Here is a 20229-nt window from a genome sequence, read left to right as displayed (position 1 = left end):
GACAGCGTACACGGTTAGGAGCTTGCCGCGCGCGGCATCGCTAGAAGGAATACTCAGTGGCTGCCGCGCTTGCGCGGGTTTTTCCTGGGCTTCCCGCGCGCTTCCTCGATGGGCGCGGAAACCTTCGTAAAGCCCTGCGACGGGCCTTCGTACACCCATTCGAGCAGCGCGTCGTGCGCGGCGCGCGCCGCTTCCGAATGCGGATCGTTGATCAGGCTGACGACGACATAGCTGTTGCCGTCGGCCGACGCGACGTAGCCGGCGATCGCGCGCACGTCGCGCAGCGTGCCGGTCTTGATGTGCGCGTTGCCGCCCGCGCCCTGGCTGGTCAGGCGGTTGCGCATCGTGCCGTCGACACCGGCGATCGGCAGCGAGTCGACGAACACCTGCGCGACTGGGCTCGCGTTCGCGCGTTGCAGAACATCGGCGAGCGCGAGCGCGGTGATGTGTTCGTCGCGCGACAGGCCCGAGCCGTTATCGAGCGACAGGTATTCGGTGTTCAGGCTGTCGCGCGTCAGGAAAGCTTCGACCGCGTGCGCGGCTTTCGCGGGCGTGGCGGGCGGCGTTTCCTCGGCGGCGCCGATTGTCAGGAACAGGTTGCGCGCCATCGTGTTGTTGCTGAACTTGTTGATGTCGCGAACGATGTCCGACAGCATCGGCCCCTCGTGCCTGGCGACGAGCTTCGCGCCGGCGGGCACTGCGCCTTCGCGGGTCGCGCCGGTGAATGTGCCGCCGGTTTGCTGCCACAGCGCGAGGAAGCCGCGCGCGAAAAACGTCGAGTGATCGAGCACGGCGACGTTGATCGTGCGCGCGTCGCAGCGCACCGGAAAGTCGCCGATGAACGACGCGACGAGCGTGCCGTCAGGCTCCGGCGTGACGGTCGGCGTCGGCAGCTCGCCCCGGCATGGGCCGCTCGTCGCACGCAGCTGGTTGTCGATGCGCAGTTGCGCGAGCGCGGGCAGCACGTCGATCGCCACCGTGCCGTCCGGCGATGGCGTCAGCGTGAACGACAGCGATTTGAACGCGTACAGCAGCGGATCGGGGCCGACGTTGTACGGCGCGTTCACGTCGTCGTCGAACGCGGGCAGGTCGCGAGTCGACGGATCGAAGTAGCGCTTGTCGAGCACCAGCGCGCCGTCGATACCGTTGATGCCCGCCTTGTGGATCTTCTGCACGAGGTCGATCAGTTCTTCGGGCACGAGCTTCGGGTCGCCGGTGCCCTGGATGTACAGATTGCCGTGCAGCACGCCGCTCGCGTCGAGCGGGCCGTCCGCGTACGCGCTGGTGCGCCAGCGGTAACCGGGACCGAGGATCGACAGGCCTGAGTAGGTGGTGACGAGCTTCATCGTCGAGGCGGGCATCATCGGCTTGCCGGCGTTCAGCGCGAGGATCGGCGTGCGATCGCCCACCTTTTCGACGACCACGCTGATCGACGACAACGGCACGTGCGCGCGCTGCAGGCCGACCATCACCGGCTGCGGCAGTACCGTCGTGACGTTGACGCTCAGATGCGTGGCCTTGACGCGTGCCTCCCCCGTCAGCGGCAGCAGCGTGCCTGCGCCGAGCGCGGCGGCGCAGAGCCAGACGGCCGCGCGCGGCACGACGCGATTAGGCATGAAGGCTGCGCGATCGAACATACGGCGCGAGTGCAGCGCCATACGGCGTGCGACGGAAGACAGAAAAGGGTGCGTCATGAACGGGTGAACGGGCAAACGGACGAGCAGGATTTCAAGGTGTGCGGCGAGCGGCGAGCGGCGTGCGCCGTGCGAGGGACGATGGAACGGCAAGCTGGGCGCCTTGACGGCGCGGTAGCGCGCCGCAGTCTACCCGACGGCCGTCGCGCGACGCAAAGCGCCCATTGTAGTGACATCCCGCGAGGCTGCGGTGAAAAAAGCGCCACACGCCGCACGGGTCGGAAGCGGGCGCTAGAATGCGGCATCATCGAACGTTTTGGAACGGACAACCATGCGCATCCTGCTAGTCGAAGATGACCGGATGATCGCCGAAGGCGTGCGCAAGGCGCTGCGCGGCGAAGGCTTCGCCGTCGATTGGGTCGAGGACGGCGAAGCGGCGCTGCGCGCGGCGGCGGCCCAGCCTTACGACCTCGCGTTGCTCGACCTCGGTCTGCCCAAGCGCGACGGTCTCGAGGTGCTGCGCGCACTGCGTGCGCGCGGCCATGCGCTGCCGGTGCTGATCGTCACCGCGCGCGACGCGGTCGCCGATCGTGTCAAGGGCCTCGACGCCGGCGCTGACGATTACCTTGTCAAACCTTTCGATCTCGACGAGCTCGGTGCGCGGATGCGCGCGCTGATCCGGCGCCAGTCCGGCCGCAGCGATTCGACGATTCGCCACGGCAATTTGACCCTCGATCCCGCGTCGCACCAGGTGACGCTCGATGGCGCCCTGGTCGCGCTATCCGCGCGCGAATTCGCGTTGCTCGAGGCGCTGCTCGCGCGACCCGGCGCGGTGCTGTCCAAGAGCCAGCTCGAGGAAAAGATGTATGGCTGGGGCGAGGAGATCGGCAGCAATACCGTCGAGGTCTATATCCACGCGCTGCGCAAGAAGCTCGGCGCCGATCTGATCCGCAACGTTCGCGGGCTTGGCTACATGATCGCGAAGGACGCCTGAGCCGATGCGCTCGATTCGCCGGCAACTGTTGTTCTGGCTGCTCGCGCTCGTGCTGCTCGGCGTCGGCATCGCGGGCTGGCTGATCTACCGGCAGGCACTCGCCGAAGCGAACGAGTTGTTCGACTACCAGCTCGAGCAGATCGCTGCGGCGCTGCCGGCGGAACCGTTCTCGCAGGTGCTCGGCCGCGATACCGGCGACGAGGGCATCGTGCTGCAGATCTGGAACCGCAACGGCATGCTGATGTATTACTCGCGGCCGCGTGCGCCGCTCGCGCCGCGCGCCGAACTCGGTTTTTCGACCGAGCACACCGACCGCGGCGAATGGCGCGTATATGGCGCGATCGTCGGCGACAACGTCGTGCAGCTCGCGCAGCCGCTGTCGGTGCGCAACCGGCTCGCCGCCAATGTGGCGCTGCGCACGCTGTGGCCGCTGATCGTGCTGCTGCCGCTGCTCGGACTCGCGGTATGGGTGATCGTCGGCCGCGGGCTGCAGCCGCTGCGGCGCGTGACGAGCGCGCTCGACACCCGTCATCCCGAAGCGCTGGATCCATTGCCTGATCAGCGCCTGCCGCTCGAAGTGCGGCCGCTCGTGCGTGCGCTGAACGGGCTGCTGCAGCGGCTCGCGACCGCGCTCGATATCCAGAAGGCGTTCGTCGCCGATGCCGCGCACGAATTGCGCACGCCGCTTGCCGCGGTACAGATTCAGGCGCAACTGGTCGCGCGCGCGAAGGACGACACAGCCCGCAGCGAGGCGCTCGTCGATCTGCAGGCGGGTGTCACGCGCGCGACGCGCCTCGCCGAGCAACTGCTCGCGCTCGCGCGCGCCGAGCCGGACGGCGCCGGCGGCGCAGTGATGCTCGATCTGCGCGAGCTACTGCGGGAGTGCGTCGCGACCTACGCGCCGCTCGCGATGAATCGCGGCGTCGACCTCGGCATCGAGGCGAGCGCGGCCGCCAGCGTGACCGGCGACGCCGAAGCGCTGCGCGTGATGTTCAACAACCTCGTCGACAACGCGACCAAGTACACGCCGCGTGGCGGCCGCGTCGACGTCAGCCTGCGTGTCGAGGACGGCCATCCGGTCGTGCGGATCGCCGATAGCGGCCCCGGTATCGATCCCGCCGATCGCGAGCGCGTGTTCGACCGGTTCTATCGCGCGGAAGCGGGTGCGAATCGCGCGCGCACCGACGTGGCGGGCAGCGGCCTCGGTCTCGCGATCGTGCGTCGGATTGCCACCCAACATCATGCGCAAGTATCGCTCGATGACTCGCCGGCCGGTGGTTTGCAGGTCATCGTACGCTTCTGATCATGGTGATTTACTGTTCGGCCAACGCCGGCGTTCATGCTGGCGTGGTGGTCCGTAGCGGCCGGTCCGACAAGGTTCCCATGATCTGGCGCTGCTTAAGACTCTTTTAAGTGATGCCCCTTACGCTCCTCGACATCCAAAGTCACTTTCTCCAGTCAGGAGCTCATGATGAACGCGAAAACCTTGTCCCGCGGCGCCGTTGCGGTAGCTGTGGCCGCTGCGCTTTCAGCCGGTTATGTGGCGGGCCATCGCGACGTGCCAGCACCGCAGATCGTCTCGCCGGCGGAAGCCGCCGCGATGATGCCAGCCGAAGCAGCCGCCAAAACCGGTATCCCCGATTTCTCCGGTCTCGTCGAGACCTATGGTCCGGCCGTCGTCAACATCAGCGCGAAGCACGTGGTCAAGCAAACCGCGATGCGTGGTAATGGCGGCAACCTCAATGGCAACCAGCTGCCGATCGATCCGAACGATCCGTTCTATCAGTTCTACAAGCGGTTCTTTGGCGGGGTGCCCGGCATGCAGGGCGGCGATGGCGGAGACGCGCCAGACCAGCCGAGCGCGAGCCTCGGCTCGGGCTTCATCATCAGCAATGACGGCTACATTCTGACGAACGCGCACGTGGTCGATGGCGCGAACGTCGTCACCGTGAAGCTCACCGACAAGCGCGAGTTCAAGGCGAAGGTGGTCGGCGCCGACAAGCAGTCCGACGTCGCCGTGCTGAAGATCAACGCGAGCGATCTGCCGACGGTGAAGATTGGCGATCCGCGCCAAAGCAAGGTTGGTCAGTGGGTCGTCGCGATCGGCTCACCGTACGGCTTCGACAACACCGTGACCTCGGGCATCATCAGCGCGAAGTCGCGTTCGCTGCCCAACGAGAACTACACGCCGTTCATCCAGACCGATGTACCGGTGAACCCTGGCAACTCGGGCGGTCCGCTCTTTAATCTGCAAGGCGAAGTGATCGGCATCAACTCGATGATCTACTCGCAGACGGGCGGCTTCCAGGGCCTGTCGTTCGCGATCCCGATCAGCGAGGCGATCAAGGTCAAAGACGATCTCGTCAAGACCGGTCACGTGAGCCGCGGCCGCCTCGGCGTCGCAGTACAGGGCTTGAACCAGACGCTCGCCGACTCGTTCGGCATGCAGAAGCCGCAAGGCGCGCTGGTCAGCTCGGTCGACGCCAACGGGCCGGCGGCCAAGGCTGGCCTGCAGCCGGGCGACGTGATCCTGTCGGTGAATGGCGACGAAGTCAGTGATTCGGCGGATCTGCCGGCGAAGATCGCAGGTCTCGCGCCGGGCAGCTCGGCGACGCTGAAAGTGTGGCGCGATAAGGCCAGCAAGGACGTGAAGGTGACGATCGGCTCGTTCTCGGACGCGAAGGTTGCGTCGGCGAACAAGACCGATCAGCAGACCCAGTTGCAAGGCCGTCTCGGCGTCGCGGTGCGGCCGCTGACGCCGGAAGAGAAGAGCAGCGCGTCGGTGTCGCACGGTCTGCTCGTGCAGCAGGCAGGCGGCGCGGCGGCGAGCGCCGGCATCCAGGCGGGCGACGTGATTCTCGCGGTCAATGGCCGTCCGGTCACCAACATCGATCAGCTGAAGCAGATGATTTCGGGCGCAGGCAACAGCATTGCGCTGCTGATCCAGCGGGACAACGCGCAGATTTTCGTGCCCGTAGATCTCGGCTGATCCAGTATCCGGGCGGTTCGAACGGATCGCCCACCCCAGTTTGAGCTGTAGTAGCGATTGCCGGTCCTTTGCATTTACTGCAAGGACCGGTTTTTTTTTCGCCTGTCCGCACCGTGCTACGGCGAGCAGCGCGGATAGGGCGAAGCGCGCCACGCGACTTGGTGCCGCGGTCGCGCATGTCCAGTCGACGCGACCGGACGGTTGGCACGCAGGTTGCTTCGACCTTGATTTGGGCCTGTTCGGGGACTGGGCAAGGACTGCAACAAGGAGAGCGAACCGATGAAAACCCAACGCATTCAGCAAGGGATCGTAGCCGTCGCGCTGTGCGCGGCGCTCGCGCTCGGACCGGCGCGCGGTGCGTACGCGCAGCAGGCGGGCGTGACCGGTGGCTCGACGACCGACAACACCAGCGCGGGCAACACCAACGGCGGCGGTCTGCCGCAAGTCCAGCAGCAGGGCGACGTGTCGTACGTGTCGGGCGGCGTCGGCCTCGACGAATCGCGGGCGTTGCGACAAGCGCAAAGCCAGTGGCCACTGACGTTGCGCTTCACCGGACCCAACGCCGAGTTTCTCGCGGATGTGCACGTGCGTATCGTCGATGCCCATAACGGCGAAGTGCTGAACACGACGTCGCGCGGACCGTTCATGCTGGTGCGCTTGAGCCCCGGCCGCTATACGGTGCACGCGAAATACAACGACAGCGAGCAAGCCCGCTCGGTTAGCGTGCTGGCGCACGGCAACGTCAAATCCGCGTTCATCTGGAACGCGAAGTAACGGGTCGATCCGTCCGCCGCCGCGCAGCAAGCTTGCGCAATCGGCCGAAGTTTGGCCGATAATGAAGCCACGGGCAGCTCCCGTGGCTTTGCCGTTCCGGCGGCAACAGCCGGCAGTGCAGCACCCACCCCATCACGGAGCCTGGACATGAGCGATGCGTCGACATCTGCGGAACGGCTGGACGGCCATACCATCATGATCCGCGACAACGGTCACCGCGTGCGCGTGATTCACGGCGGCGTGACGATGGCCGACACCCAGGCCGCGCTGACGCTATCGGAGACCGGCCTCGCCGACGTGTTCTATTTCCCGCGCGAGCACGTGAACATGGCCCGGCTCGAACGCTCGACGCACACGTCGCATTGCCCGTTCAAGGGCGACGCGTCGTACTTCCATCTGCGCACCGAAGATGGCGTGATCGAGAACGCGGTGTGGTGCTACGAGGCGCCGTTCGAGCAGGTCAGTCGCATCAAGGGCTATCTCGCTTTTTACGCATCGCGCGTCGACCGCATCGATCAGACGTCCTGATCCCGCAGTCGGCGCGTTCATCGGGGGAGGTTGTCATGGAACTGAACGACGCGTTACGGATTCCGCTGGCGCCGTCCGAGGTCTGGGACGCGTTGCAGGACCTCGCGCTGTTGCGTGCCAGCCTCGACAACTGCGAGTCGTTCGTGCGTCTCGCCCACGGCGAATACGCGCTGACGATGACCGTGCCGCTCGGCCCGTTGCGCGCGCATTATCAGGCGCGCGCGCACGTCGCCGGCCAGGATTCCGGCCCGGCGGACGCGCAGCGCCGCACCATCAACTTCAAGGCCCTGGCCGAGGGCATCGGCGCGTTGCGCGGTCAGATCGAAGTGCGTTTGCGCGCGGACGAGGGGCGGGAGCGCGGCACGCGCATCGACTACGCACTGTGGGCGACGTCGTCGGGACCGCTCGCCGAGCTGCCGACGCGCCAGCTCGAGAACGCCTTGCGTCAGATCGCCGACGATTTTTTCGCCGAGTTCGACGCCGTCGTGCGCGCCAAGCACGGCAAAGGGCCGAACCGCGCGCGTGGCACGGCGCCGCGTCGCCAGTACGTGTTTTTGCGGCCGATCACGCTCGGCGGCATCGCGCGGCGAGCGCGAATCGAGCACAGCCATGCGCTGTCGGGGCGCGCGGCGAGCGCGTCGCATAGCTGGTCGCATCAAGAGCCCGGTCAGCATGTCGTGCCGTACTGGGCGTGGGCCGGGATGATCTTTCTGGTCGCACTATTGTTGTATGTCGCGCGCTGGTTCAGCGAGCATTGAGGCCGCGAGTCGCGCGCAGCCCCTGATGGAACGCGCGACAAACATCCCCGCGCGACTACGAAATCCCGGTGACGCACTACGAAATAGCGGTGCTCCCGCCGCCTTCATCTAATCCCCGCGAAACTCCCGCCGCCACGCGCTCGGCGACGTGCGAAACGCGTCCGCGAAATGCTGCCGCAGCGATGCGGCCGAGCCGAATCCGGCGCTCGCCGCGATCGCTTCGACCGACTCGTCGGTGCTTTCCAGCAGCTGTTGCGCACGCGCGAGCCGCTGCGCGAGCAGCCACGCGCCGACGGTGGTGCCGGTCGCGAGCCGGAAGCGCCGCGTGAAGGTGCGGCGGCTCATCAACGCGCGCGCGGCGAGCGTGTCGAGCGTATGCGGCGCGGCCAGGTTGCCGCTCACCCAGTCGAGCAGGCCGGACAGGCGATCGCCGCGCGGGTTCGGCGGCATCGGCTGCTGCACGTATTGCGCCTGGCCACCCTGGCGATGCGGCGACACGACCAGCCGGCGCGCGACGTGGTTCGCCACCCGCGCGCCGCAGATCTTGCGCAGCACGTGCAGGCAGCAGTCGAGGCCGGCGGCGGTGCCGGCCGAGGTCAGCACGTTGCCGTCGTCGACGTACAGCACGTCGGCGTCGAGCCGCACGCGCGGATAGCGGCGCGCGAAGTCGTCGGCCCAGGCCCAGTGCGTCGAAGCTGGCCGTCCATCGAGGATGCCCGCGGCGGCCAGCACGAAAGCGCCGAGGCACAGGCCGACGAGCAGCGCGCCGCGCGCATGCGCGGCCCTCAGCGCGTCGAGCAGCGCGGCGGGCGGGGTTTCGGCGGGATCGCGCCAGCTCGGCACGATGATCGTCTGCGCGTCGGCAAGCGCTTCGAGTCCGTGCGTGACCGCGATCGAAAAGCCCGCGGTCGTCGCGAGCGCGCCTGTCTCCGCGGCGCAGACGCGGAAGTCGAAGGCGGGAACACCGCCGCCGCGACGGTCCTCGCCGAACACGACGCACGGCACCGACAGATGAAACGGGCTGATGCGGTCGAACGCGACGACGGCAACGACGTGGCGCGGCGCCTGATCGGAGACGTCGTTGGAAGATGCGAAGGTGGTCATGCCGGGCGCCTCATGAAAGCCATAAGTATGGCCCGATTCTAGCGAAGGTTGTCATTCGGGCCGCTGTCGACGGGCGGGCAGCGGAGCAACAATGCCGTCATTGCCGTTGCGCCGCGGCCACCGCGCTGGGCGCGCACCATCGACCGCTTTTTCTGACAAGGAGCCTTGCCATGAGCACACCCGCGCCGCGCCGTGCGCTGATCGTCATCGACGTGCAGAACGAATACGTGAGCGGCGACCTGCCGATCGAATTTCCGGACGTGCGCACGTCGCTCGCCAACATCGGTCGTGCGATCGATGCAGCGCGCGCCGCCAGCGTGCCGGTCGTGATCGTGCAGAACCTCGCGCCCGCCACCTCGCCGCTGTTCGCGCGCGGCAGCGCGGGCGCGGAACTGCACACGGTCGTGAGCTCGCGCGCTCATGATCATTTCGTCGAGAAGTCGCTGCCGAGCGCATTCGCAGGGACCGATCTGGCCGAGTGGCTCGCCGCCCGGCAGATCGATACGCTGAGCGTCACCGGCTACATGACCCACAATTGCGATGCCTCGACGATCAACCACGCGGTGCATGCTGGCCTCGCCGTCGAGTTCCTGCACGACGCAACCGGCTCGGTGCCGTATGAAAACAGCGCGGGCTTCGCGAGCGCGGAGGAGATTCATCGCGTGTTCAGCGTGGTGCTGCAGTCGCGCTTCGCGGCGGTCGCGAGCACCGATCAATGGATCGCGGCGCTAAAGAGCGGCGCGCCGCTCGAGCGCGGCAACATCTATGCGTCGAATCAGGCGGCGCGAGCGCGCCGGGCGGTTGCCTGAACCCGGCGCAGGGGCGGTGGTCCGGTCCAAAAACAGAAACGGGCGGTTCACCGAACCGCCCGCTTTTCCAATCCGTCACCCTGGCGCGCCTTCTACGCCGCCTTCCTGCGCAACGCCGGACTCAGGCGCAAGCCGTCGAACATCGCTTCCACCATCTGCTGCGCTTGCGAGCCGAAGTCGGTCGCGTCGGGCAAAAACAGCATGTCGCGCAACGAGCCGCCGACGAACGCGTGGACCATCGCCGCGGCAAGCTTCGTGTCGAGGTCGGCGGGCATCTGGCCTTTGGAGATCGCATTGCGCAGACCGCCCTCGATCTTCGCGAGCCCCTCGCGCATATTGGTCTGATACCGTTCCATCACCGGCCCCATATCTTCGACCAGCTCGCACTTCAGAAACAGAATGTCGAACACGCGGCGGCGGCGGGGATCGTTGGCAGTGTCGCGCAGGCAGACCACGCAGATTTCAATCAGGCGCCCGAGCGGATCAACTTCGTTGGGATCGAGCGACGCCGCCTTCAGTTCGTCGAGCGGCAGCAGCACGCGGTCGAACATTTCGGTGAACAGCTCGCTCTTATGCGCGAAATGCCAATAAATGGCGCCGCGCGTGACGCCCGCGGCCTGGGCGATATCGGCCAGCGACGTGCGCGATACACCCTTCTCGAAGAAGACCTGTTCGGCCGCGTCGAGAATCCGGTTGCGCGTCTCCAGCGCCTCTTCTTTGGTTCTTCTGACCATATTGGTGTAGCCTGCGCTGATCCTGGGGTTTATGCGGACAGTTTTAAGTCAGTCTGATGATGCTTTGACTACTTCTGAAGCGAATTGCGACGCGAATCTGCGGTACCCCAGCCTCGGAAGATATGAATGCACTTTTACATGCATTCGTGAATGTATATATAATAGCACCCCACGAACGGATAGCCCAAGCCGTGACGAGCGGTTAATATCCGTCACTGTTGCCTTTCGAAAGCGCTTTCGCGGCCGCCAAACGGCGGCGCTGCGCGGCATTCCCCTGTATGGCGCATTCGTAGCAGGGTGCCCTGCAGGCGCAGGTTTGCATCCATGGGCTTCCGGTCGAGCGTCGCGAGACGCTTGTGTGCGCTGTCGTCCCCGGGGTAGGGATGCGCGCACTTTTTCATTACTCAGTCTTTGACAGAGGTCGCTCCATGCGCGTCGAACGGGTTCCATTCCGCTTAATCAGTGCCGCGACGGCTGCCATCTTGCTGGCGGCGTGCGGACCAAAACAATCTGCCCCGCCGCCACAGACGCCCGAAGTCGGCGTCGTCACCCTCCAGCCGACGACCGTGCCCGTCGTCACCGAACTTCCCGGCCGTACCAGTGCCTTCCTCGTCGCGCAGGTGCGCGCGCGGGTCGACGGCATCGTGCTGCGCCGCGAGTTCACCGAGGGTAGTGAGGTCAAGGCCGGCCAGCGTCTGTACAAGATCGATCCGGCGCCGTACATCGCGTCGTTGAACAACGCGAAGGCATCACTCGCGAAGGCGCAGGCGAACCTGGTGACGACCACCGCGCAGGCCAATCGCTACAAGGTGCTGGTCGCGGCGAACGCGGTCAGCAAGCAGGACTACGACAACGCGGTTGCCGCCGAAGGCCAGGCCGCCGCCGACGTCGCTGCGGGCAAGGCCGCGGTCGATACCGCGCAGATCAACCTCGGTTATACCGACGTGACCTCGCCCGTGACCGGCCAGATCGGCGTGTCGCAGGTCACGCCGGGCGCCTTCGTGCAGCAGAGCGCGGCCACGCTGATGGCCACGGTTCAGCAGCTCGACCCGGTGTACGCCGACCTCACGCAATCGAGCCTCGATGGTCTGAAGCTGCGCCGCGACATGCAGGAAGGGCGTCTCAAGACGACCGGCCCGGGCGCCGCGCAGGTCACGCTGGTGCTGGAAGACGGCCGCATCTATTCCGAGAAGGGCAAGCTGCAGTTCACCGACGTGACCGTCGACCAGGGCACCGGTTCGGTTACGGTGCGCGCGATCTTCAAGAACCCGAACCACGTGCTGCTGCCGGGCATGTTCGTGCGCGCGAAGATCGACGAGGGCGTCAACCAGAACGCGCTGATCGTGCCGCAAGTGGGCGTCACGCACGACCAGAAGGGTCAGCCCACCGCGCTCGTCGTCGACAACGACAACAAGGTCGAGCTGCGTCAGCTCGTCACCTCGGGCACCTTCGGCTCGTACTGGGTGGTGTCGAACGGCCTGAAGCCGGGTGACCGCGTGGTCGTCCAGGGCACCGACAAGGCGCGTCCCGGCCAGCAGGTCAAGCCCGTGCCGGCGCAGCTGCCCGGCAACCCGGCTTCCGACGCCGCCGCAAACGGCGCCCCGACAGGTCAACCCGCGGCTCAGCCTGCCTCCGCCGCTTCGGGCGCGTAATAACAGGGAGCCCGCCTCATGGCAAAGTTCTTTATTGATCGCCCGATTTTTGCATGGGTGATCGCCATCATCCTGATGCTCGCGGGTCTCGCGTCGGTGTTCACGCTGCCGATCGCGCAATACCCGACCATCGCGCCGCCGTCCATCCAGATCAGCGCAACCTACCCGGGTGCTTCGGCGAAGACGGTGGAAAACACCGTTACGCAGGTGATCGAGCAGCAGATGAGTGGTCTGGACCACCTGCTGTACCTCGCGTCGACCTCGGACGACACGGGCACGGCCACCATCACGCTGACGTTCGCGGCCGGCACCAACCCTGACATCGCGCAGGTGCAGGTGCAAAACAAGCTGCAGCTCGCCACGCCGCTGCTGCCGCAAGCGGTGCAGCAGCTCGGCACCAAGGTCACGAAGTCGAGCAGCAGCTTCCTGCTGGTGATGGCGTTCGTGTCGACCGACGGCAGCATGAACAAGTACGACCTCGCGAACTACGTCGCGTCGAACATTCAGGATCCGATCAGCCGTATCGACGGCGTGGGCACGGTGACGCTGTTCGGCTCGCAGTACGCGATGCGCATCTGGCTCGACGCGAACAAGCTGAATAACTTCGGTCTGACGCCGCTCGATGTCGAAACCGCGCTGCAGGCGCAGAACGTGCAGGTCGCGGGCGGCTCGCTCGGCGGCACGCCGTCGGTGCCGGGTCAGGTGCTGCAGGCCACGATCACGCAGGCGACGCTGCTCAATACCCCCGAGCAGTTCGGCAATATCCTGCTGAAGGTGAATCAGGACGGCTCGCAGGTGCGTCTGCGCGACGTGTCGCACGTCGAGCTCGGCGGCGAAAACTACAACTTCGACACCAAGTACAACGGTCAGCCGACGGCAGGCTTCGGTATCCAGCTCGCCACGGGCGCGAACGCGCTCGCCACCGCGAAGGCGGTGCGCACGAAGATCGCAGAACTGTCGAAGTACTTCCCGCACGGTCTCGTCGTGCAGTACCCGTACGACACGACGCCGTTCGTGCGCCTGTCGATCGAGGAAGTGGTCAAGACGCTGCTCGAAGGTATCGTGCTGGTGTTCCTCGTCATGTACCTGTTCCTGCAGAACCTGCGCGCCACGCTGATCCCGACGATCGCGGTGCCGGTGGTGCTGCTCGGTACGTTCGCGATCATGAGCGTGGTCGGTTTCTCGATCAACACGCTGTCGATGTTCGGTCTCGTGCTCGCGATCGGTCTGCTGGTGGACGACGCGATCGTGGTGGTGGAAAACGTCGAGCGGGTGATGCAGGAGGAGGGCTTGTCGCCTCGCGATGCAACTCGCAAGGCGATGGACCAGATCACCGGCGCGCTCGTCGGCGTGGCGCTCGTGCTGTCGGCGGTGTTCGTGCCGGTGGCTTTCTCGGGCGGCTCGGTCGGCGCGATCTACCGGCAGTTCTCGCTGACGATCGTCGCGGCGATGGTGCTGTCCGTGCTCGTCGCGTTGATTCTGACGCCGGCGCTGTGCGCGACGATCCTGAAGCCGATTCCGAAGGGTCATCACGAAAAAGCCACTGGTTTCTTCGGCTGGTTCAACCGTACCTTCAACACGAGCCGCGACAAATATCACTCGGGCGTGCACCACGTGATCAAGCGCTCGGGCCGCTGGCTCATCATCTACATGGTGGTGATCTTCGCGGTGGGGCTGCTGTTCGTGCGACTGCCGAAGTCGTTCCTGCCTGACGAAGACCAGGGCACGATGTTCGTGCTGGTGCAAACGCCGTCGGGTTCCACGCAGGAAACCACCGCGCGCGCGCTGAAGGACGTGTCGGACTACCTGTTGAACGAAGAAAAGGCGATCGTCGAATCGACCTTCACGGTTAACGGCTTCAGCTTCGCGGGTCGTGGCCAGAACGCGGGTCTCGTGTTCGTGCGGATGAAGGACTACGCGCAGCGCCAGCATGCGGACCAGAAGGTGCAAGCGCTGGTGGGCCGTCTCTACATGCACTTCAGCACCTACAAGAACGCGACGGTGTTCCCGGTCAATCCGCCGTCGATTCCTGAACTCGGCACGGCTGCGGGCTTCGACTTCCAGCTGCAGGACCGCGCGGGTATCGGTCACGCGAAGCTGATGGAAGCGCGCAACATGCTGCTTGGTCTGGCGGCGAAAGATCCGACGCTCGCGCAGGTACGTCCGAACGGCCTGAACGATACGCCGCAGTTCAAGGTGAGCATCGACCACGAGAAGGCTTCGGCGCTCGGCGTGTCGCTCGCCTCGATCGACCAGACGTTCTCGATCGCGTGGGCCTCGGCGTACGTGAACAACTTCCTCGACACCGACGGCCGGATCAAGAAGGTCTACCTGCAGGGCGACGCGCCGTTCCGGATGAAACCGGAAGACGTGAATGCCTGGTTCGTGCGCAACGGCGCGGGCGCGATGGTGCCGTTCTCGGCCTTCGCGAACACCGAGTGGACGTTCGGTTCGCCGAAGCTCGAGCGCTACAACGGTATTTCGTCGGTGGAAATCCAGGGTGCGGCCGGGCCGGGCAAGTCGACCGGTCAGGCGATGGCGGCGATGGAACAGATCGTCACCAAGCTGCCGGCGGGGGTCGGCTACGAGTGGACGGGCCTGTCGCTGCAAGAGCGTCAGTCGGGTTCGCAGGCGCCGATCCTGTACGGCATCTCGATTCTCGTCGTGTTCCTGTGTCTCGCGGCGCTGTATGAAAGCTGGTCGATCCCGTTCTCGGTGATCATGGTGGTGCCGCTCGGCGTGATCGGCGCACTGCTGGCCGCGACGCTGCGCGGGCTCGAGAACGACGTGTTCTTCCAGGTGGGTCTGCTGACCACCGTGGGTCTGTCGGCGAAGAACGCGATTCTGATCGTGGAATTCGCGCGAGAACTGCAGCAGAGTGGAGGCATGGGACCGATCGAAGCCGCGCTCGAAGCGGCGCGTCTGCGGTTGCGTCCGATCCTGATGACCTCGCTCGCGTTCATTCTCGGCGTGCTGCCGCTCGCGATCAGTAACGGCGCGGGCTCGGCAAGCCAGCACGCGATCGGTACCGGCGTGATTGGCGGCATGTTGACGGCGACCTTCCTCGCGATCTTCATGATCCCGATGTTCTTCGTCGTGATTCGCGCGAAGTTCGGCGGTGAGAAGGAAGACCCGGATGAGGCGCTGCGCCACTATGAACAGCACCATCCGCACGATCCGCAAGGCGGCGCGGCGGGTGGCACGACCGACGGGTCGGATGGCAATGGCTCGGGCAAGGATGGGCATTGAGATGCAAAAACACTCTTTGATTGCAGTGGCGGTCGCGCTGCTCGCCACGGGTTGCACGCTGGCGCCGCATTACCAGCGGCCCGCGGCGCCCGTGACGGCGACTTTCCCGACGGGCGGCGTGTACGACCAGCAGCCGGGCGCGCAGGGCGCGCGCAGCGCGAACAGCCAGGCCGCCGCGGACATCGGCTGGCGCGACTTCTTCGTCGATCCGCGTCTACAGCAGCTGATCGGAATCGCGCTGAAGAACAACCGTGATCTGCGCGTGTCGGTGCTGAACATGCAGGCGTCGGCGGCGCAGTACCGTATCGTGCGCGCGGGCCTGTTCCCGACGCTCGACGCCGCGGCTTCGCAAAGCCGGCAGCGCACGCCGCGCGATCTGCTGGCGTCGCCCAACGGCCCGACGATTACCAACACGTATTCGGTGGGCTTGAACGCGTCGTGGGAAATCGACTTCTTCGGGCGCGTGCAGAGCCTGAAGGATCAGGCGTTGGCCACGTACCTCGGCACCGCGCAGGCGCGCAAGTCCGCGGAAATCGCGCTGGTGTCGCAGGTGGCGAACCAGTACATGACGGTGCTCGAACTGGACGATCTGCTGAAGGTCACGCAGAACACGTTGAAGACGGCGCAGGAGTCGTATCGGATCACCAGGCTGCAGTTCGACAACGGCACCGGTTCGGAACTCGATCTGCGTCAGGCGCAAACGGTCGTCGAGACCGCGAGCGCGGACCTGCAGACGCAGACGCGTTTGCGGGCCCAGGCTGACAACGCGCTGGTGCTGCTGATCGGCGAGCCGTTGCCGGCTGATCTGCCGGGCGGCCTGCCGCTGAACGACCAGAGCCTGCTCACGGATATTCCGGCGGGCCTGCCGTCCGATCTGCTGACGCGTCGTCCCGACATCATCGAAGCCGAGGAGAATCTGCTCGCGGCCAACGCGAACATCGGCGCGGCGCGCGCGGCGTTCTTCCCGAAGGTCACGCTGACCGGCAGCGCCGGCACGCTGAGCCCGACGCTCGGCGGGCTGTTCAAACCGGGTTCGGCGGCGTGGAGCTTCGCGCCGTCGATCACGTTGCCGATCTTCGAGGGCGGTCAGAACATGGCCAACCTCGATCTCGCAAACATCGAGAAGAACGTGCAGATCGCCACGTATGAAAAGGCGATCCAGACGGCCTTCCGCGAAGTGGCGGACGGACTGGCCGCGCGCGGCACGTACGACGAGCAGATCGCGGCGCTCGAGCGGGAGGTCGCGGCCGAGCAGCGCCGGCTGGATCTGTCGACCCTCCGTTATACGAACGGTATCGACAGCTATCTTTCGGTGCTGACCGCGCAGACCTCGTTGTACGTGGCTCAGCAGGCGCTGGTCACCGCGCGCATGGAACGTCTGCAGAACCTGGTCACGCTGTACCAGGCGCTCGGCGGCGGCTGGATCGAGCACAACGGCGATCAGCCGCGTCCCGCCGACGCGCCGGTCGACTACGGTGCGGCGAGCGCACCGGTCGCGGCTTCGGCGGCGACGGCAGGGTAAGCGCTTCGGCTCGATGAACCGCTGAAGTAAAGCAAAAACGCCACGGCATGCCGTGGCGTTTTTGTTGATTCGCGGCGTTCGGTGCCGCTCGCCGCATCATCGATGCATCAAAAGCTCAGTGCAGATCCGCCGCCCGCAGCATCTCGTTGCTCTGCGGTTCGCCGCCCGCGCTGGCGTCGAGATCGTGCCCGGCGCGGCGAAGCTCGCTCTTCGCCTTCTTCTCGCTCTTCACGCCGTTGAAGATCAGGTTCAGCGCGACCGCCGACACCGACGCGAGCAGAATCCCGCTATGTAGCAGCGGCGAGAACGCCGGCGGCAGTTGCGAGAAGAAGTGCGGCGAGACGACCGGCACGAGGCCGAGCCCGATGCTGACCGCGACGATGAAGAGGTTGTGCTGATTCCTCACGAAGTCGACGCGCGACAGCACCTTGATGCCGTTCGCCGCGACCATGCCGAACATCACGATGCCCGCGCCGCCGAGCACGAACGCCGGCACCGACGCGACCACCTGCGCCATCTTCGGGAAGAGGCCGAGCAGCACGAGGATCACGCCGCCCATCGCGCAGACGAAGCGGCTCTTCACGCCGGTCACGCCGATCAACCCGACGTTCTGCGAGAACGACGTATGCGGGAACGAGTTGAAGATGCCGCCGATCAGCGTGCCGAGACCGTCGACGCGCAAGCCGCGCACCAGCGTTTTCTGATCGACCGGACGATCGACCATGTCGCCGACCGCGAGAAACATGCCGGTCGATTCGATGAACGTGACGAACATCACGGTGACCATCGTCGCGATCGACAGCGCATCGAAGCGCGGCAGACCGAAGTGGAACGGCATCACGAAGCCCACCCACGGCGCGTGCATGACGCCGTCCAGGTTGACGCGGCCGAGCATCAGCGCGATCGCGAAGCCCGCGACGATGCCGAGCAGCACCGAGATATTGGCGACGAACCCCCTCGCAAACTTGTTGATCAGCAGGATCAGCGTCAGCACGAGCAGCGACAGGCCGAGATATACCGGATTGCCGTAGTCGGGATTGCCGACACCGCCGGCCGCCCAGTTGATGCCGACCTCCATCAGCGACAGGCCGATCACCGAAATCACGACGCCGATCACGACCGGCGGGAAGAAGCGCAACAGCTTGCCGACCGCGGGCGCGAGCAGAATGCCGATCACGCCGGCCGCGATCGTCGAGCCGAAGATGTCGAGGATGCCGAGCGAAGGATTGGTGCCGATGGCGACCATCGGGCCGACGGCCGCGAACGTGCAGCCCATGATGACGGGCAGACGGATGCCGAAGATCCACAGTCCGAGCGTCTGGATCAGCGTAGCGATGCCGCACGAAAACAGATCGGCGCTGATCAGGAAGGCGACCTGGTCTTTCGGCAGCTTCAGCGCGGCGCCGATGATCAGCGGCACCGCGACCGCGCCAGCGTACATGACCAGCACGTGCTGGATGCCGAGAGTGAGCAACTGGCCCGCCGGTAGGCGCTCGTCGCACGGGTGAACCGTGTTCGCTTGCATATCGTCTGTCTCCACCATCTCGTTTTGGGATGACTCCAAGGTATCGGGGACGAAAAGTCGCAACAAGACCATACGTGGCTATTCCGGCATTCCCGGCAACGATATGCAGAGACCTATTTTGAAAGGCAAATTAAAGCCACGCGTGGGACGGATCGGCCGTCGGACGCCAGAGAACCCTATGCAGTGTGGGCCGCGGGCGGTGCATGGCGTGCGCGGCGCGGGTTCGTCGCGCGAGGGGATATGTGTGAGAATCAATGACGTGTATCACGCTTCACGCATAGTTCTGTTTTGATGACGCTCGCAGCACGGCGGGGTTAACCCGCGAATAGTTTTTTTCGCGTGTTATCCGAGCTGTTTGTTCAACGTTCGCGGCGTCTGTGCAGCTTCGCCTTTGAGCTTCGCTTTCCGACTTCGTCGCCAGTCTCGCTGACTCTTCCTCCACCTCATTTCAACGTCCCTGCGCTCATGAGTTTTCTCGGCATCGACCTCGGCACCGGCTCCCTGAAAGCGGCAATCGTCGACGAACATGGACGCGAGCAGGCGGTATCGAGCGTCGCTTATGCGCTTGTAACTCCGCACGCGGGTTGGGCCGAAATCGACGTCGAGACCTGGTGGCACGCGCTCGTCCATGCGATGGCGGGCCTGCCGCGCGAACTGCGTGACGGCGTGCGCGCGATTGGCTTCTCTGGCCAGATGCACGGCGTCGTGCTGCTCGATGCAAACGGCGCAGCGGTGCGGCGCGCCATGCTGTGGCCCGATTCTCGCGCGCTCGCCATGCTCGACGCGTGGCCCGAGCCGCAACCGAATCCGGTCGCGCCCGGCATGGCCGGACCGCTGCTGCGCTGGCTCGTGCTGCAAGAACCGGATGCCGCGCGCCGCACGCGCTGGGCGCTGCAGCCGAAGGACTGGCTGCGCGTCGCGCTCGGCGGCGCGTGCGTGACCGATGCGTCCGACGCGTGCGCGACCGCGCTCGCCGATCCCGCCGGCGCGTGGGACACGGCGCTGCTGCAACGCCTCGAGATTCCGTCTGAGTGGTTCGCGCCTGTGGCGCCGTCGTATGCGGCGGCGGGCGCGCTGTCGCCGCAGGCCGCACAGGCACTCGGCTTGCGCGCCGGTATCGCGCTCGCAACCGGCGCCGCGGATACGCCGTGCGCGGCGCTCGGCAGCGGACTCGTGCGTGACGGCGACGCGCTGCTGACGACCGGCACCGGCGGACAGATCGTCGTGCTCGCGAACGACGAGCCTGCGCCGTTGAAGGGCTTGCATCGCTATCGCGCGGCGAGCGATCACTGGTATCGGATGGCGGCGATGCAGAACGTCGGCATCGCGCTGGAGCGGGTGCGCGGGTGGCTGTCGTTTGGGTGGGCGGAGGCTTACCGAGAGGCCTTTGACGATGCGGCTGATGCAGGCGCTCATGCCGCCGCTGAAGTGGCGTCGACGCTGAGCTTCCTGCCGTACCTGACCGGCGAGCGCACGCCGTGGCTGAACCCGCAGGCGCGCGGCGGCTGGCTCGGTTTGTCGCTCGAGCATACGCGCGGCGCGATGATGCTTGCTGCGTTCGAGGGCGTCGCGTTCTCGTTGCGCGCGGGGCTCGACGCGATTCGCGCGAGCGGCGCGCCGGTAACGGCGCTCAAGCTCGCGGGCGGCGGCTCCGTCGATGCGCGCTGGCGACAACTGCTCGCCGATGCGCTCGACGTCGACCTGCATGCCGGTCGATTGCCCGAACGCGGCGCCGCGCGGCGCGGCGATCCTCGGCGGTCTCGCGTGCGGCCACTGGCAGACGCGCGATCTCGCCGCGCTCGCGCCGGGCGCGACGCGCGTCGCGGGTCCACGCGGCGATGCGGCGCTTGCTGAACGCTATGCGCGCTTCATCGATCTGTATGGCCGGGTCGAGCCGTGGTTTGGTGGTAGCGCGCCGTGCGAAGCGCAGTGACAGCGACGGCGTTGAACACGGTGC

The 20229-nt window shown here is 66.0% G+C and carries 14 protein-coding genes and 1 pseudogene; 11 read left to right on the top strand and 4 right to left on the bottom strand.

What is annotated here, in order from left to right:
• Positions 1 to 53 precede the first annotated feature (53 nt).
• On the bottom strand, positions 54 to 1694 hold the full coding sequence (gene dacB, locus OKW28_RS32300) for a D-alanyl-D-alanine carboxypeptidase/D-alanyl-D-alanine endopeptidase (protein ID WP_429454533.1): 1641 nt from the start codon (positions 1692 to 1694) through the stop codon (positions 54 to 56).
• Between the two features lie 271 nt (positions 1695 to 1965).
• On the opposite strand from dacB, the gene OKW28_RS32295 reads away from it, so the two are divergent.
• From OKW28_RS32295 to OKW28_RS32270, 6 genes are all read left to right on the top strand, one after another.
• Positions 1966 to 2628, top strand: a complete 663-nt coding sequence (locus OKW28_RS32295) for a response regulator (protein ID WP_027198735.1) — start codon at positions 1966 to 1968, stop codon at positions 2626 to 2628.
• Positions 2629 to 2632: 4 nt separating this feature from the next.
• Positions 2633 to 3931 (top strand): ATP-binding protein, encoded by a 1299-nt coding sequence (locus OKW28_RS32290; protein WP_429451576.1) that lies wholly within the window; start codon positions 2633 to 2635, stop codon positions 3929 to 3931.
• Positions 3932 to 4099: 168 nt separating this feature from the next.
• Positions 4100 to 5617, top strand: coding sequence for a DegQ family serine endoprotease (locus OKW28_RS32285; RefSeq protein ID WP_429454531.1), 1518 nt, complete (start codon positions 4100 to 4102; stop codon positions 5615 to 5617).
• 279 nt (positions 5618 to 5896) lie between these two features.
• Positions 5897 to 6391: a carboxypeptidase regulatory-like domain-containing protein gene (locus OKW28_RS32280; RefSeq protein WP_429451574.1), complete on the top strand. Its 495-nt coding sequence runs from the start codon at positions 5897 to 5899 to the stop codon at positions 6389 to 6391.
• 147 nt (positions 6392 to 6538) lie between these two features.
• The gene (locus OKW28_RS32275) at positions 6539 to 6919 is read left to right on the top strand and encodes a DUF427 domain-containing protein (protein ID WP_429451572.1); all 381 of its coding nucleotides are present in this window, start codon (positions 6539 to 6541) and stop codon (positions 6917 to 6919) included.
• Positions 6920 to 6954: 35 nt separating this feature from the next.
• Complete coding sequence (locus tag OKW28_RS32270; protein ID WP_429451570.1) at positions 6955 to 7677, top strand: CoxG family protein; 723 nt, start codon at positions 6955 to 6957, stop codon at positions 7675 to 7677.
• A 108-nt stretch (positions 7678 to 7785) separates the two neighbouring features.
• Here OKW28_RS32270 and OKW28_RS32265 read toward each other — a convergent pair whose 3' ends face one another.
• A complete protein-coding gene (locus OKW28_RS32265; RefSeq protein ID WP_429451568.1) occupies positions 7786 to 8781 on the bottom strand; it encodes a helix-turn-helix domain-containing protein in 996 nt (331 codons plus the stop codon).
• 170 nt (positions 8782 to 8951) lie between these two features.
• On the opposite strand from OKW28_RS32265, the gene OKW28_RS32260 reads away from it, so the two are divergent.
• The gene (locus tag OKW28_RS32260; RefSeq protein WP_429451566.1) at positions 8952 to 9590 is read left to right on the top strand and encodes a cysteine hydrolase family protein; all 639 of its coding nucleotides are present in this window, start codon (positions 8952 to 8954) and stop codon (positions 9588 to 9590) included.
• Between the two features lie 92 nt (positions 9591 to 9682).
• On the opposite strand, the gene OKW28_RS32255 is transcribed toward OKW28_RS32260, so the two are convergent.
• Positions 9683 to 10324, bottom strand: coding sequence for a TetR family transcriptional regulator (locus OKW28_RS32255; RefSeq protein ID WP_429451563.1), 642 nt, complete (start codon positions 10322 to 10324; stop codon positions 9683 to 9685).
• Between the two features lie 428 nt (positions 10325 to 10752).
• On the opposite strand from OKW28_RS32255, the gene OKW28_RS32250 reads away from it, so the two are divergent.
• From OKW28_RS32250 to OKW28_RS32240, 3 genes are read left to right on the top strand one after another with little or no spacing between them, the layout of a single operon-like run.
• A complete protein-coding gene (locus OKW28_RS32250) occupies positions 10753 to 11976 on the top strand; it encodes an efflux RND transporter periplasmic adaptor subunit (protein WP_429451561.1) in 1224 nt (407 codons plus the stop codon).
• Between the two features lie 18 nt (positions 11977 to 11994).
• On the top strand, positions 11995 to 15225 hold the full coding sequence (locus tag OKW28_RS32245) for an efflux RND transporter permease subunit (protein ID WP_429451558.1): 3231 nt from the start codon (positions 11995 to 11997) through the stop codon (positions 15223 to 15225).
• A 1-nt stretch (position 15226) separates the two neighbouring features.
• Positions 15227 to 16747 carry an efflux transporter outer membrane subunit gene (locus tag OKW28_RS32240; protein ID WP_429451555.1) on the top strand — a complete coding sequence of 507 codons (1521 nt, stop codon included), beginning with the start codon at positions 15227 to 15229 and terminating at the stop codon, positions 16745 to 16747.
• Positions 16748 to 16862: 115 nt separating this feature from the next.
• Here OKW28_RS32240 and OKW28_RS32235 read toward each other — a convergent pair whose 3' ends face one another.
• Complete coding sequence (locus OKW28_RS32235; RefSeq protein ID WP_429451552.1) at positions 16863 to 18272, bottom strand: nucleobase:cation symporter-2 family protein; 1410 nt, start codon at positions 18270 to 18272, stop codon at positions 16863 to 16865.
• Between the two features lie 465 nt (positions 18273 to 18737).
• On the opposite strand from OKW28_RS32235, the pseudogene OKW28_RS32230 reads away from it, so the two are divergent.
• A pseudogene (locus OKW28_RS32230) lies at positions 18738 to 20205 on the top strand (xylulokinase).
• The last annotated feature ends 24 nt before the right edge of the window (positions 20206 to 20229 follow it).

The organism is Paraburkholderia sp. 40 (assembly GCF_050434105.1).
Taxonomy (GTDB): domain Bacteria; phylum Pseudomonadota; class Gammaproteobacteria; order Burkholderiales; family Burkholderiaceae; genus Paraburkholderia; species Paraburkholderia tuberum.
The sequence above is the reverse complement of the archived record's forward strand: the minus strand, read 5'-3'. Positions and strand labels throughout refer to the sequence as shown.